General features: G+C 69.6%; 15 protein-coding genes. 13 read left to right on the top strand and 2 right to left on the bottom strand.

The genetic code is table 11. The features are described 5' to 3' along the window. Window positions 1-45 precede the first annotated feature (45 nt). From LPA45_RS28055 to LPA45_RS27995, 13 genes are all read left to right on the top strand, one after another. On the top strand, window positions 46-1,062 hold the full coding sequence (locus tag LPA45_RS28055; RefSeq protein WP_116322416.1) for a TerC family protein: 1,017 nt from the start codon (window positions 46-48) through the stop codon (window positions 1,060-1,062). A gap of 10 nt (window positions 1,063-1,072) precedes the next feature. Continuing rightward, window positions 1,073-1,498, top strand: a complete 426-nt coding sequence (locus LPA45_RS28050; protein WP_116322417.1) for a universal stress protein — start codon at window positions 1,073-1,075, stop codon at window positions 1,496-1,498. A gap of 275 nt (window positions 1,499-1,773) precedes the next feature. Then, window positions 1,774-3,459: a nitrite reductase gene (locus LPA45_RS28045; RefSeq protein ID WP_116322418.1), complete on the top strand. Its 1,686-nt coding sequence runs from the start codon at window positions 1,774-1,776 to the stop codon at window positions 3,457-3,459. Between the two features lie 71 nt (window positions 3,460-3,530). Continuing rightward, complete coding sequence (locus LPA45_RS28040) at window positions 3,531-3,872, top strand: c-type cytochrome (RefSeq protein WP_116322419.1); 342 nt, start codon at window positions 3,531-3,533, stop codon at window positions 3,870-3,872. Beyond that, a complete protein-coding gene (locus tag LPA45_RS28035; protein WP_116322420.1) occupies window positions 3,854-4,246 on the top strand; it encodes a cytochrome c in 393 nt (130 codons plus the stop codon). The genes LPA45_RS28040 and LPA45_RS28035 overlap by 19 nt, the downstream gene beginning before the upstream one ends. Continuing rightward, window positions 4,174-5,415 (top strand): cytochrome D1 domain-containing protein, encoded by a 1,242-nt coding sequence (locus tag LPA45_RS28030; RefSeq protein WP_271815858.1) that lies wholly within the window; start codon window positions 4,174-4,176, stop codon window positions 5,413-5,415. Before LPA45_RS28035 ends, LPA45_RS28030 begins: the two co-directional genes overlap by 73 nt. A gap of 8 nt (window positions 5,416-5,423) precedes the next feature. Next, window positions 5,424-6,410 carry an Lrp/AsnC family transcriptional regulator gene (locus LPA45_RS28025; RefSeq protein ID WP_116322422.1) on the top strand — a complete coding sequence of 329 codons (987 nt, stop codon included), beginning with the start codon at window positions 5,424-5,426 and terminating at the stop codon, window positions 6,408-6,410. Between the two features lie 2 nt (window positions 6,411-6,412). After that, window positions 6,413-6,895, top strand: a complete 483-nt coding sequence (locus tag LPA45_RS28020) for an AsnC family transcriptional regulator (RefSeq protein WP_116322474.1) — start codon at window positions 6,413-6,415, stop codon at window positions 6,893-6,895. Beyond that, window positions 6,895-7,410 carry an AsnC family transcriptional regulator gene (locus LPA45_RS28015; RefSeq protein WP_116322475.1) on the top strand — a complete coding sequence of 172 codons (516 nt, stop codon included), beginning with the start codon at window positions 6,895-6,897 and terminating at the stop codon, window positions 7,408-7,410. Before LPA45_RS28020 ends, LPA45_RS28015 begins: the two co-directional genes overlap by 1 nt. Continuing rightward, the gene (gene nirJ / locus LPA45_RS28010; protein ID WP_116322423.1) at window positions 7,410-8,573 is read left to right on the top strand and encodes a heme d1 biosynthesis radical SAM protein NirJ; all 1,164 of its coding nucleotides are present in this window, start codon (window positions 7,410-7,412) and stop codon (window positions 8,571-8,573) included. The genes LPA45_RS28015 and nirJ overlap by 1 nt, the downstream gene beginning before the upstream one ends. Next, the gene (locus LPA45_RS28005; protein ID WP_116322424.1) at window positions 8,570-10,069 is read left to right on the top strand and encodes a nitrite reductase; all 1,500 of its coding nucleotides are present in this window, start codon (window positions 8,570-8,572) and stop codon (window positions 10,067-10,069) included. Before nirJ ends, LPA45_RS28005 begins: the two co-directional genes overlap by 4 nt. 33 nt (window positions 10,070-10,102) lie before the next feature. Continuing rightward, window positions 10,103-10,864, top strand: coding sequence for a uroporphyrinogen-III C-methyltransferase (cobA, locus tag LPA45_RS28000; RefSeq protein WP_116322425.1), 762 nt, complete (start codon window positions 10,103-10,105; stop codon window positions 10,862-10,864). 92 nt (window positions 10,865-10,956) lie between these two features. Further along, window positions 10,957-11,730 (top strand): helix-turn-helix domain-containing protein, encoded by a 774-nt coding sequence (locus tag LPA45_RS27995; protein WP_116322426.1) that lies wholly within the window; start codon window positions 10,957-10,959, stop codon window positions 11,728-11,730. 46 nt (window positions 11,731-11,776) lie between these two features. Here LPA45_RS27995 and LPA45_RS27990 read toward each other — a convergent pair whose 3' ends face one another. Both LPA45_RS27990 and LPA45_RS27985 read right to left on the bottom strand, forming a co-directional pair. Beyond that, window positions 11,777-12,244 (bottom strand): RidA family protein, encoded by a 468-nt coding sequence (locus tag LPA45_RS27990; protein ID WP_116322427.1) that lies wholly within the window; start codon window positions 12,242-12,244, stop codon window positions 11,777-11,779. Next, window positions 12,241-13,122, bottom strand: coding sequence for a PhzF family phenazine biosynthesis protein (locus LPA45_RS27985; RefSeq protein WP_116322428.1), 882 nt, complete (start codon window positions 13,120-13,122; stop codon window positions 12,241-12,243). The genes LPA45_RS27990 and LPA45_RS27985 overlap by 4 nt, the downstream gene beginning before the upstream one ends. Window position 13,123 lies beyond the last annotated feature (1 nt).

The raw sequence follows: 13,123 nt of genomic DNA, 5'->3' as shown, positions 1-13,123 counted from the left end.
CGGCAGTTGCACCGGCAGTTACCCCTGCAGTTACCCCATAAGGCAATGGACACCTTTGCAACCGCCCCGATGTGGGCCGGATTCTTCATCCTGGTGCTGGGCACGCTGCTCGTGGATATCTTCGTCCTCGGCGGGCGGCATGCGCACCGCGTCTCCACGCGCGAGGCGCTGGGGTGGACCCTCGTCTGGATGACCCTGGCCGCGCTTTTTGGGCTGGCACTCTGGTATGTGGTGGCCGAGGACGCCGGCCGGGATACAGCCTCTCGCAAGGTGCTGGAGTTCTACACCGGCTACCTGATCGAGCTGTCGCTGTCGGTCGACAACATGTTCGTGTTCGCGATGATCTTCAGCTACTTCGCCGTGCCGCCGGAGCTGCAGCGCAGGGTGCTGCTGCTCGGCGTACTCGGCGCAATCCTGATGCGCGCCGCCATGATCCTGGTGGGAGTGTGGCTGATCAGCCAGTTCGCCTGGATCCTCTACGTGTTCGGCGTGTTCCTCGTCATCACTGGCATCAGGATGCTGTTCATGTCCCGGCATGCCCCCGACCTCTCGCGCAATCCCATCGTCCGCTTCCTCTGCGCCCACATGCGGATCACCTCGGACTATCACGGCGAACGCTTCTTCGTGCGCATCGACGGCCTGCGCTATGCGACCCCGATGTTCGTGGTAGTGCTGATGGTGGAAGCGACCGACCTGGTGTTCGCCGTCGACAGCATCCCGGCGATCTTTGCCGTGACCACGGATCCCTTCATCGTATTCACCTCGAACATCTTCGCGATCATGGGGCTGCGAGCCCTGTATTTCCTGCTGGCCAACCTGGCGGCGCATTTCCAGTACCTGAAGTACGGCCTCGCCATCGTGCTCGCTTTCATCGGCGCCAAGATGCTGGTCGAGCCGTGGTTCCATATACCGGTGCACTGGTCCCTGGGCGCGGTCGCGATGACGCTGTTCGTCTCCGTCCTGCTCAGCCAGGCCAGGACCAGGCGAGCCGCCGCAGCGGGCGATCAGCCGGGCCGCAGCGGCGCACCGCGCGAACGCGGTGCCGGTAACCGGCGCACATGAGGAGCAAGCCATGAACAAGATCCTGCTGGCGACCGACGGGTCGTCCTATAGCGACGCGGCTGCGCGCTACCTCGCGCAAAGCCCGTTGCTGACCCGCGACTTCGTCGTGCACGTAGTGCATTGCGAACCGGATGTGCCGGGCGACATCAAGTCCTTCATCGACCGCGGCACGCTCGACGACTGGCATCGCGAGCAGAACGAGAAGGCGATGGGCTCGGTGGCCACCATCCTCGGCGAAGCCGGGATCCCGTTCGAGCGCCATGGCTTCACAGGCTTTGCGCCGACCCGCATCGTCGAGTATGCAAGCCAGATAGGGGCCAGCCTGATCGTGATGGGCTCGCATGGCCGCGGCGGCTTTCTCGATGCCATCGTCGGATCGGTAGCCAGGCGGGTCCTTGCCCATGCGCACTGCCCGGTGCTGTTGATCAAGGATTAGCAGCGCGTCGGTCCACTTCTCCACGCCATGCCGTGAGGGCGCTGCGCTATCCCGCGGGATAGCGCAGCGCCCCGTGCATGCATGCGCCTGCGCGGCACGCACGCAACCATCTTCGGCTCCGCGCACAAACCGTTGCGTGTCATCCATCCCGGTTTGATGCCAGTCAATCCCCTACTCGCAGTGTGTCCGCATCATCACTGCAAGCGCCTGGTGCCAGTTCGCGCCCCACAAGCACCGCGACAACAGCTTTCCACAACCCGCTGAACCACGGCACCATGAAAGCAAGAAGATGGCTTTACCCCGCATTCGCGGCACTGCCGCTCTCACTCTGGCTGGGACTTCCCCAGGCAGCCACCAACCCCGCCAAGGCCGCACAGAAGCCTGAAACCAAGGCAGAGCAAAAGGCGACGATCCCCACGCTGACCACGGCCGAGTTCGATCACGCCAGGCAGATCTACTTCGAGCGCTGCGCCGGCTGCCACGGCGTGCTGCGCAAGGGCGCGACCGGCAAGCCGCTGACGCCAGACATCACACGCGCGCGCGGCTCGGAATACCTGAAGACCTTCATCAAGTACGGCAGCCCGGCCGGCATGCCGAACTGGGGCACATCCGGTGACCTCTCCGACAAGGAAGTCGACCTGATGGCCCGTTATATACAGCTCGATCCGCCGACGCCGCCGGAATTTTCACTGGCTGACATCGAGAAAAGCCGCAAGGACATCCTGCCCGTCGCGCAACGGCCGTCGAAGAAGATGAACCAGTACAACCTGGACAATCTCTTCTCGGTCACGCTGCGCGATGCCGGCGAGGTCGCGCTGATCGACGGCGACAGCAAGCAGATCATCAGCATCGTCAAGACCGGCTATGCGGTGCATATCTCGCGCATGTCGGCATCGGGCCGCTACCTGTACGTGATCGGGCGCGATGCGCGGCTGGACCTGATCGACCTGTGGCTGCCCAAGCCCGACATCGTCGCCGAGGTCAAGATCGGCATGGAGGCGCGCTCGGTCGAAACCTCCAAGTACAAGGGCTATGAAGACAAGTACGCGGTGGCGGGCTCGTACTGGCCGCCGCAGTACGTGATCATGGAAGGCGATACGCTCAAGCCGCTGAAGGTGGTGTCCACGCGCGGCATGACCGTTGACAACGAGTACCACCCCGAGCCGCGCGTCGCCTCGATCGTCGCCAGCCACTACCACCCCGAGTTTGTGATCAACGCCAAGGAGACCGGCAAGATCCTGATGGTCAACTACTCGGACCTGTCCAACCTGAAGACCACCACCATCGATTCGGCCAAGTTCCTGCATGATGGCGGCTTCGATTCCACCGGGCGCTACTTCCTGGTCGCGGCCAATGCGTCCGACAAGATCGCCGTGGTCGACACCAAGGAAGACAAGCTCGCCGCGCTGATCGAGGTGGGCAAGACCCCGCACCCGGGGCGCGGCGCCAACTTCACGCATCCGAAGTTCGGCCCGGTCTGGGCCACCAGCCACCTCGGCGACGAAACCATCAGCCTGATCGGCACCGATCCCGCCGGCCATGCGGCGCAGGCCTGGAAGGTGGTGCAGACGCTCAAGGGCCAGGGCGGCGGCTCGCTGTTCATCAAGACGCATCCCAAGTCCTCGAACCTGTGGGTCGATACACCGCTCAATCCCGATGCCAAGCTGAACCAGTCAGTGGCGGTGTTCGATACGCGCAACCTGGAAGACGGCTTCAAGGTGCTGCCGATCGCCGATTGGGCCGGCCTGAAAGGAGCCGGCGCCAAGCGCGTGGTGCAGGCCGAATACAACCAGGCCGGCGACGAGGTCTGGTTCTCGGTCTGGGGCACCAAGGACGGCGAGTCCGCACTGGTGGTGGTCGATGACAAGACCCGCACGCTCAAGACCGTGATCAAGGACAAGCGCCTGATCACGCCAACCGGCAAGTTCAACGCCTACAACACACAACACGACGTCTACTAACAACCCGCGGCACCGCACCGCTCTGTCGGTTGCGGTGCCCGGTTCCATTCCCCCCAAACGGAGAAATCAAGATGAAGCACCCCGTCCAACTGCCTGCTCGCCTGCCCGCGCTGCTCGCAGCCGCCGCCTGTGTCCTGTCGTTCGGTGCCGCCATGCCCGGCGTGGCCCACGCGAACCAGCAGCTTGCATCCAGCAAGGCCTGCCTGTCCTGCCACGGCGTCGACAAGAAGGTGATCGGACCGGCCTTCAAGGACATCAAGGCCAAATACGCGGGCAAGAAGGACGGGCAACCGCATATGGTCCAGTCGATCCTCAAGGGCAGCAATGGCCAGTGGGGCGCGATGCCGATGCCGGCCAACGCCGTCAGCGAGGCCGAGGCCAATACGCTGGCCAAATGGATCCTCTCGCTCTGATTACCCGGGCATGGCGTGGCGCCACGGTGAACGTACTCGCCGCGACGCTGCTGGCCGCGCCGGCCACTGCGCCAGCGCAGTCAGCGCCCCCTCCCGTTCGGCAGGCGCAACTGGCGCACTGGCTGCGCGATGACTGCGGCGCCTGCCACGGCATGACGCTGCGCGGCGGGCTGGGTCCGCCGCTGACGCACGAGGCGCTGGCGGACAAGCCGCCGGAAAGCCTGGTGGCCACCGTGCTGTACGGGCGGCCCGGCACCGCCATGCCGCCCTGGCAACCCTTCATGACGCAGGATGAAGCCCAATGGCTGATCGAACGACTCCGGGCCGGCGACCCGCCGGCCGTCATGCCAACCAACGCGGCGCCGGCACGCTGATGCGCGGCCTGGCCGCCGCGCTCGGCTGCGCCGCGGCACTGTTGGCCGGCTGCGCCGGCGCGGTGCGCGGCACCGGCGATCTCGGCGTGGTGGTGGAACGTGCCGCCGGCCGGCTGCAGATCGTGGAAACCACCGGCATGACGCGGCTGGCCACGGTCGACGGGCTGGGCGACCTGTCGCACGCCAGCGTGGTGTTCTCGCGCGATGCGCGCTACGCCTACGTGTTCGGCCGCGATGGCGGGTTGACGCGCGTAGACCTGCTGGACGCGCGCATCACGCACCGCATCCTGCAGGCCGGTAACAGCATCGGCGGCGCGATCTCGCAGGATGGCCGCGTGGTGGCCGCGCAGAACTACGCGCCTGGCGGGATCCGGCTGTTCGATGCCCAGACGCTCGAGCCGCTGGCGGACCTGCCAGCCATCGGCCAGGACGGGCGCCGCGCCAAGGTGGTGGGCCTGGCCGACCTGCCGGGCCGGCGCTTCGCCGCCAGCCTGTTCGAGTCCGGCGAGATCTGGATCATCGATGCCGCCGATCCGCGCCAGCCGCAAGTGGCGCGCCTGCCGGCCGGGCGCGAGCCCTACGACGGCCTGGTCACGCCCGACGGCCGCTGGTATCTGGCCGGGCTGTTCGGCGAGGACGGCCTGGCGCTGGTCGACCTGTGGCAGGCGCCGCCGCAGGCACGCCGCATCCTCGCTGGCTACGGCCGCGGCGGCCAGCCGCTGCCGGTCTACAAGATGCCGCACCTGCGCGGCTGGGCGATGGCGCAGGGCCAGGCATGGCTGCCGGCCATCGGCCGCCACGAAGTGCTGGTCGCCGACCCGGCGCGCGGCTGGCAGCAGACCGCGCGCGTGGCGCTGGCCGGCCAGCCGGTCTTTGTCATGGCACGCCCGGACGGCCGGCAGGTCTGGGTCAACTTCGCCTTCCCCCACAACGACGCCGTGCAGGTCATCGACACCGCCACACGCGAGGTGGTGCGCACGCTGCGCCCGTGCCGCGGCGTGCTGCACATGGAATTCACGCCCAAGGGAGAGGCACTGTGGCTGTCCTGCCGCGACGACAATCGCGTCGAGGTCTACGACACCGCCACGCTGGCGCGCATCGCCACGCTGCCTGCCGACAACCCCAGCGGCATCTTCTTCACCGCGCGGGCACAGCGCTTTGGCATGTAAGGGGCAGCATGCTAGACGAACGCACCCTGTACGACACGCTGCAGCGCGACTTCCCGCTGCAGCCCCGCCCCTACCAGGCGCTCGCGGAAGGACTGGGCCTGTGCGAGCACACACTGCTGTCGCTGCTGGCGCGCGACCTGGGAGCGGGCCGGATCAGCCGCGTCGGCGCCGTGTTCGCGCCCAACGTGATCGGCGTCAGCACGCTGGCCGCGCTGAGCGTGCCGACGGGGCACCTGGATCGCGTCGCCGCGCGCATCAGCACCTGCGCGTCGGTCAGCCACAACTACGCACGCAGCGGCCACGCCTACAACCTGTGGTTCGTCGCGGGTGCGCGCGAGCGCGGCACGCTGGATGGCACGCTGGCCGCCATTGCCGACATGGCCGGGCAAGTGCCGCTGGATCTGCCGATGGCGCGCGAGTACCACATCGACCTGGGCTTTGCGCTCGGTACCGGCAAGCGCGGCACGCCGGCCCGGCGCCGGACCGCCGCACCCGTGCCGCCGATCTCGCTGGATGCGGATGACTGGCGCCTGGTGGCGGCGCTGGAGGCGGGCCTGCCGCTGACGCCGCGCCCGTTCCAGGAACTGGCGTCGCGCACGCGGCTGCCGCTGCCGCGGGTGCTGGAGCGGATTGCACAATGGTCGGCACTGGGCGTCATCCGGCGGCTGGGCGTGGTGCTGCGCCATGGGCGCTTCGGCTATGGGCACAACGCCATGTGCGTGTGGGACGTGCCGGACGCCCGTGTCGACGCGATCGGCCTGCGCCTGGCACGCCAGCCGCGCGTGACGCTGTGCTACCGGCGCGAGCGGCGCCTGCCGGCCTGGCCCTTCAACCTGTTCGCGATGATCCATGCCCGCGATGCGCACGACCTGCGGCCGGCGCTCGACCACATCCGCGCCACCGCCGGGCTGGACCAGACACCCGGCGCGGTGCTGGTCGGCACCCGTTGCTACAAGCAGCGCGGCACGCGCTACGCCACGCAGGAGGCGGCATGAGCATGGCCGCCGATGCCTCCTGCGCCGTGCTTCCCGACACCATCGACGCCACCGACCGCCGCATCGTCAACGCGCTGCAGCGTGGCCTGCCGCTGGTGCCGCGGCCGTATGCCGAGGCTGCCGCCGCGCTCGGCATCGAGGAAGACGAACTGCTGGCGCGGCTGCGCCGGCTGCTCGACCGCGGCGTGCTGACACGCTTCGGCCCGCTCTACCAGATCGAGCGCGCGGGCGGCCGCTTCGTGCTGTGCGCCTGCCACGCGCCGGCACAACAGCTCGCCGCCGTGGCCGGCGCGATCAACGCCTTTCCGGAGGTCGCGCACCACTACCAGCGCACCCACCACCTGAACCTGTGGTTCGTGCTGGCGGTCGCGCGGGCCGAAGACGTGGCCCCGGCGCTCGATCGCATCGCCGCCGCGGCTGGCGTCGAGATCCTGCCGTTTCCCAAGGAACGCGAGTTCTTCGTCAACCTCTACCTTCCCGCATGATGTCCGCCGACGCCCACGATGCCATCGACCTAGCCTTGATCCGCGCCACCCAGGCGGGCCTGCCGCTGGAGCCGGCGCCGTTCGCGGCCGTCGCCGCCACGCTGGGACTCGACGAAGCCGAAGTCATCGCCCGGCTGGCGGCAATGCATGCGCGCGGCACGCTGCGCCGCATCGGCGCGGTGCCCAACCACTACCGGCTGGGCTGGCGCGCCAACGGCATGACCGTGTGGGATGTGGACGATGCCTGCGTCGATGCGCTCGGCGAACTTGTCGGTGCGCTGCCCTTTGTCAGCCACTGCTACCTGCGCCCGCGCCGGCTGCCGCACTGGCCTTACAACCTGTTCGCGATGGTCCACGCGCGTGCCCGCGCCGACGCGGCGCCGCAGATCGAACGCATCACGGCACTGCTGGGCGACGCCTGCCGCGCGCATGACGTGCTGTGGTCCACCCGCATCCTGAAGAAAACCGGCCTGCGCCTGCCGCCGGCCGGACCTGCCCCACAGGAGCCACGCTGATGTTCCGCCTGTCCCGTTTCATGGAAGCCCTGCGCGACGCCGGGCCGGTGCCGCCCGCCCGCAAGGCCGCCGGCCCGGTCGTGATCTGGAACCTGATCCGCCGCTGCAACCTCAATTGCCGCCATTGCTATGCCACTTCGGCCGATACCGACTTCAAGGGCGAACTGGATACCAACGAGGCGCTGCGCGTGCTGCCGCAGTTGCATGACGCGCGCGTGCCGGCGCTGATCCTGTCTGGCGGCGAGCCACTGCTGCGGCCGGACCTGTATGACATTGCCGCGCATGCGCGCGCGCTTGGCTTCCATTTGTCGCTGTCGTCGAACGGCACGCTGCTCGATGCCGGTCACGCTGCGCGGCTGGCCGCGGCAGGCTTTGACTATGTCGGCGTCAGCCTGGATGGGCTGCCCGCCACGCACGACCGCTTCCGCCGCAGCAACGGTGCCTTCTCGCAGGCACTGGCGGGATTGCGGGTCGCGCGCGCCGTCGGCCTGCGCGTCGGCGTGCGCATGACGCTGACCGAAGCCAACGCCGCGCAGTTGCCCGACCTCGTCGCGCTGGCCGAACGCGAAGGCATCGACAAGTTCTACCTGTCCCACTTCAACTACGCCGGCCGCGCGCGCAGCCATCGCGCCGAGGATGCCCGGCATGCGCGCACGCGCGCCGCGCTGGACTGGCTGTTCGACCATGTCTGGCAGCGCGCTTGCGCGGGCCATGCCGGTGACTTCGTCACCGGCAACAACGATGCCGACGGGGTCTACCTGCTGTACTGGATCGCGCAGCGCTTCCCGCACCGCGTCGCCGACATGCGCCGGCGGCTGGAACAGTGGGGCGGCAACGCCACCGGCGTGGGCGTCGCCAATATCGACAATCTCGGCAACGTACATCCCGACACGATGTGGTGGCACGTCACGCTGGGCAACGTGCGCGAACGGCCCTTCGGAGAGATCTGGGCGAGCCGCACCGACCCGCTGATGGCGGGACTGGCCAGCCGGCCGCGCCCGCTGCAGGGACGCTGCGCTGTCTGCGCGCACCGTGCCATCTGCAACGGCAACACGCGCGTGCGCGCATTCACGCTGACCGGCAACGCGTGGGCGGAGGATCCGGGCTGCTACCTCAGCGATACCGAGATCGCCGCCGCGCCCGGCTCGGAGGTGGCGGCATGACGCGCATTGCCCGATGGCTCCTGTCCCTGGCTCTGGTTGGCGGGATGCAATCCGCGTTCGCGCTCGATCCCGCCGCGCTCTATGGCCAGCACTGCGCCGCCTGCCATGGCGCCGACCGCCTCGGCGCCATGGGCCCCGCGCTGCTGCCGGAAAGCCTGGAGCGCCTGCGCGCCAGCGAACTCGACACCGTGCTGCGCGACGGCCGCGCCGCGACGCAGATGCCGGCCTTCGGCGCCACGCTGGCCGCCCGGGAATTGCAGGCGCTGGCGCGCTGGCTGCGCACGGCGCCCGCCGCCGCGCCGCAGTGGAGCACCGACGCGATCCGCGCCAGCCACGTCGTCACGCACGCGCCCGGCACGCTGCCCGCGCGTCCCGTCTTCAGCGCCGATCCGCAGAACCTGTTCGTGGTCGTCGAGGCGGGCAGCCATCACATGACCGTGCTCGACGGCGACCGGCTGGCACCGATCCATCGCTTTGCCACGCGCTTCGCCCTGCACGGCGGCCCCAAGTTCAGCCGCGACGGCCGCTATGTCTACATGGCCAGCCGCGACGGCTGGGTCAGCAAGTACGACCTGTGGAACCTGGCCTACGTCGCCGAGATCCGCGTCGGCATCAATACGCGCAACGTTGCCGTCAGCGACGACGGGCGCTGGGTGCTGGCCGGCAATACGCTGCCACGCACGCTGGTGCTGCTGCACGCCGACGACCTGTCGCTGGCGCGGGTGATCGACGTCAAGGGCCGCAGTGGCGATGCCTCGCGGGTATCTGCGGTCTACGACGCGGCGCCGCGCCGCAGCTTTATCGCAGCGCTGAAGGACATTGCCGAGGTCTGGGAAATCCCGTATGCCGACGCCGCCGGCAAGCCCCTGGCATCGCTGGCGCCGCGCGCCATCGTGCTGGACGATGTGCTCGACGATTTCTTCTTCGACCAGCCCTACCGCCACATCCTCGGCGCGTCGCGCAGCGGGGGCGGGCAGGTGATCGACCTCGACCAGGGCCGCAAGGTGGCCTCGCTGGCGCTTGGCGGCATGCCTCACCTCGGCAGCGGCATCACGTGGCAACGGGACGGCCATGAAGTGATGGCGTCGCCCGACCTCGGGCAGGGGCGCATTTCGGTAATCGACATGCAGGACTGGCACACCGTCGCCGCCATCCCGACCAACGGCCCGGGTTTCTTCCTACGCAGCCACGAGAACAGCCGCTACGCCTGGGCCGACGCGATGATGAGCCCGCGGCGCGACACGCTGCAGGTGATCGACAAGCTGACCCTCCAGGTCGCCGGCAACGTCACGCCCAGCCCGGGCCGCACCGCCGCGCATGTGGAATTCACGCGCGACGGGCGCTATGCGCTGGTCAGCCTGATGGAGCGCGACGGCGCGATCGTGGTCTACGACGCCGCCACGCTGCAGGAAGTGAAGCGCATCCCGATGGACAAGCCCATCGGCAAGTACAACGTCTTCAACAAGACCACGCGTTCGGCTGGCACCAGTCATTGACGCGCTGCCGCCGCGCGCGCAGGAGTCCTACACATGAACTCTCCCCTCAAGCCCGGCAAGGTCTGGCTGGTCGGCGTCGGCCCCGGCAGCCCAGACCTGGTCACGGTGCGCGCGATGCGCGCGCTCGCGTCCGCCGACGTATGGCTGGTCGATGACCTGGTCTCGCCGGAAATGTCCTGCTATGCCCGGCCCGGCACGCATGTCGAGTGGGTCGGCAAGCGCGGCGGCCGCTGCTCGGTCACGCAGGCGCGCATCCAGCAGCTGACGCTGCAGCATGCGCTGGCCGGCCGCACCGTGGCGCGTGTCAAGGGCGGCGATCCGCTGCTGTTCGGCCGCGGCGGCGAAGAGGCCGCCTTCCTGCGCGCGCACGGCGTGCCGGTGGAAGTGGTCAACGGCATCAGCAGCGGCATGGCGGCGGCGCAGGCCCTGGGCGTGGCGCTGACCCACCGCGCCCACTGCCACGGCGTGACCTTCGTCACCGCGCATACCAGCGAACACGGTTCGCCCGACTGGAACGCGCTGGTGCGCGGCGGCACCACGCTGGTGATCTACATGGGCATGAGCCGGCTCGCGGCGATCCGCGACGGGCTGCTGGCGGCCGGCATGCGCGCCGACATGGCGGCGGCGGTCGTGATGCATGCCGGCGGCGCGGAAGAGCGTTCGTGGACCGGCACGGTGCAAACGCTGGCCGAAGCATTGTCCGCCGGGATGGCCAGCCCGGCGGTGGTGCTGGTGGGAGGCGTGGTGGCAGAGGCGATGCCGCGGATGATGGCGATGTCGTCCGCCGCCCAGTAGCGCCCGCCGGCGGGGCTCCCCCTCCCGCCCGGGATATGGCACCATCGTTGGCACGCCCCACCTGCCCCGCAATCGCCCCGCAATCGCCAAAAGTGGCTGCCCTGACACATCACTCCCCCAAGCTGCACCTGACCGCCGGTCGTGGCTTTGCCTTGCACGAAAGCCGCCACGCGGGATTCCGGCGCGAATGGCATACGCACGACTGCAGCATGCTGCTGTGGACGCGCGCCGGCCGCCTGCGCAGCGTGTGGGAAAACCAGCCCGACGCGCAGCATCCCGGCCCGGTGGCGACCACGCTGGTACGCGGCGGCGCCGTCCTGCTGCCGGCGTCGACGCGCCATTTCACCACGGCGGAAGCCGGCCGCCAGCATCACGGCGAACTCTACCTGGCCCCCGACAGGCTGCACGGCCCCGCACCGTACGGCGCGCTGCGGCTCGACGGCGCTGCGCTGGCGATGCTCGAAGCGCTGCTGACGCCCGGCCTTGCGCCTGCCAGCGCGGAACTGCTGGTGCGCGCCATCGTCGGCCAGGTCATGGCCAGCCCGCTGCTAGCGCTGCCGCAGGAGCCCGCCTCGCTCGCGCTCCGGCTGGTGCGATGCTTCAGCGCGGCGCTGGAGCGCGACCAGGCGCTTCCGTCGATCGATGCCGCGGCCTGCACCCTGGGCGTCTCGGCGCGGCAGCTGCAGCGCGCCTGCCAGCTGGAGTTCGGCGCCAGCCCGGTCGCGGTCCGCCGGCGCGTGCTCGCGGCGCATGCGCGCAGCCTGCTGGCCGCAGGGTTGCCGTTGTCCCGCGTCAGCGAGCGCCTGGGCTTTGCCAGCAGTGGCCATCTCGCACGCCTGCTGCGCGAGGTGCCGCCAGCCGGCTGAGCACACTGGCCGGGGGCTTACCTGCCATTCAGGCCAGGGAGGCCATTCAGGCCAGGCAGGCTTCCAGTTCGATCTCGATCCAGGCACAGTCCGGCAGGCTTGCCACACCCACCGCGGTGCGAGCGGGGAGCGCCTGCGCGGGGAAGGCCAGTGCCAGCACGGCGGAGGCGCTGTCGACCACCAACGAATGCCGGGTGAAATCGCCGTGCGCGCGCACGAAGCCGCGCAGCCGCGTAACCTGCCGCACTGCCGCCAGCTGGCCGCCGGCGGCTGTACGCAACGCGGCCAGCGCGTTCAGCATCGCCACCTCGGCGGCCCGGCGAGCGCCCGGGATATCGGCTTCAGTGGCGCAGCAGCCGGCCAAGGCAACGCCGTCGCGTCGCGGCGTCTGGCCGCTGATGCTGATGCGCCCGTCGATCACGCAGGCCGGGGCGTAACTGCCGCGCGGCACGGGCGCGGGCGGCAGCACAAAGCCCGCGGCCGCGAGCCGGCCTTCCGGCGTCGTGGCACTCATGGCTGGCTCCATTGCACCGCGCCGCTGAGCCAGCAGCCCTGCGCGGTGCCGTCGGCGGCCACGCGCGGTGCCACCACGATCTCCGACGGGCGGCCCATGGTTTCACCCTGCCGTACCGCCAGCACTGGCGCGACACCCCGAGAATTGCCGGCAAGGTGACCCCACAGCGCAGCCGCGGCAATACCGGTGGCGGCATCCTCCGGGTAGCCGGAAGAGCGGGGAAACTGCCGTGCATGCACCGCCCGCGTGGCCGGCGGCGTTGCCGGGTCGCCCGTTGCCGCGTCCGCGTACGGATACAGCCCGGTGGACCCGATCGCATCGCACAACGCCGCCATCCGTGCGAAGTCCGGCCGCAACGCGGCCAGCGCCGCCACGTCCGGCATCGCCACCAGTGTCTTGACGCGGCTGGTGCAGGCGTTGGTCATGGCAATGCCTGCACCATCGCCGGGCAGGCCCAGCACCGCGGCGACCGCCCGGCGCTGGGCCGCATCCAGCGCGCTCGCCTGCACCGGCGGCTGCGAAATCCACACCCGTTGCGCCGCGTCGTCCCAGCGCGCCGTCACGCTGCCGCTCAGCGTCTCGATGCGCGCGGCCGGCGTGGTCCAGCGGCCCCACTGCCGCAACGCCCACAACGCGCCCACCGTGGCATGGCCGCACATTTCCATCTCGTGCCGCGGCACGAAAAAGCGCAGGCGCAGGTCCGCCCCATCGGCCGACGGCGGCAGCACAAAGGCGGATTCATGGCCGTGGCGCGCCGCAACCTGCTGCATGTCCGTCTCGGACATGCCTTGCGCATCGGCCACCAGCGGCACCGGATTGCCGCCGCCGGGGCCGCGCACGAATACGTCGATCAGCGCGACGCGGCCGCGCGCTGGCATG

Origin of the sequence: Cupriavidus sp. Agwp_2, assembly GCF_040784895.1 — a bacterium.
In the GTDB taxonomy this organism is placed as follows: Bacteria; Pseudomonadota; Gammaproteobacteria; order Burkholderiales; family Burkholderiaceae; genus Cupriavidus.
Note: the sequence above shows the minus strand (reverse complement) of the source record. Positions and strands in the feature narration are given on the sequence as shown.

Coding starts and splice junctions, on each gene's coding strand:
- LPA45_RS28055 (WP_116322416.1), top strand. CDS start 46: ATGGACACCTTTGCAACCGCCCCGATGTGGGCCGGATTCTTCATCCTG.
- LPA45_RS28050 (WP_116322417.1), top strand. CDS start 1,073: ATGAACAAGATCCTGCTGGCGACCGACGGGTCGTCCTATAGCGACGCG.
- LPA45_RS28045 (WP_116322418.1), top strand. CDS start 1,774: ATGAAAGCAAGAAGATGGCTTTACCCCGCATTCGCGGCACTGCCGCTC.
- LPA45_RS28040 (WP_116322419.1), top strand. CDS start 3,531: ATGAAGCACCCCGTCCAACTGCCTGCTCGCCTGCCCGCGCTGCTCGCA.
- LPA45_RS28035 (WP_116322420.1), top strand. CDS start 3,854: ATGGATCCTCTCGCTCTGATTACCCGGGCATGGCGTGGCGCCACGGTG.
- LPA45_RS28030 (WP_271815858.1), top strand. CDS start 4,174: ATGGCTGATCGAACGACTCCGGGCCGGCGACCCGCCGGCCGTCATGCC.
- LPA45_RS28025 (WP_116322422.1), top strand. CDS start 5,424: ATGCTAGACGAACGCACCCTGTACGACACGCTGCAGCGCGACTTCCCG.
- LPA45_RS28020 (WP_116322474.1), top strand. CDS start 6,413: ATGGCCGCCGATGCCTCCTGCGCCGTGCTTCCCGACACCATCGACGCC.
- LPA45_RS28015 (WP_116322475.1), top strand. CDS start 6,895: ATGTCCGCCGACGCCCACGATGCCATCGACCTAGCCTTGATCCGCGCC.
- nirJ (WP_116322423.1), top strand. CDS start 7,410: ATGTTCCGCCTGTCCCGTTTCATGGAAGCCCTGCGCGACGCCGGGCCG.
- LPA45_RS28005 (WP_116322424.1), top strand. CDS start 8,570: ATGACGCGCATTGCCCGATGGCTCCTGTCCCTGGCTCTGGTTGGCGGG.
- cobA (WP_116322425.1), top strand. CDS start 10,103: ATGAACTCTCCCCTCAAGCCCGGCAAGGTCTGGCTGGTCGGCGTCGGC.
- LPA45_RS27990 (WP_116322427.1), bottom strand. CDS start 12,244: ATGAGTGCCACGACGCCGGAAGGCCGGCTCGCGGCCGCGGGCTTTGTG.
- LPA45_RS27985 (WP_116322428.1), bottom strand. CDS start 13,122: ATGCCAGCGCGCGGCCGCGTCGCGCTGATCGACGTATTCGTGCGCGGC.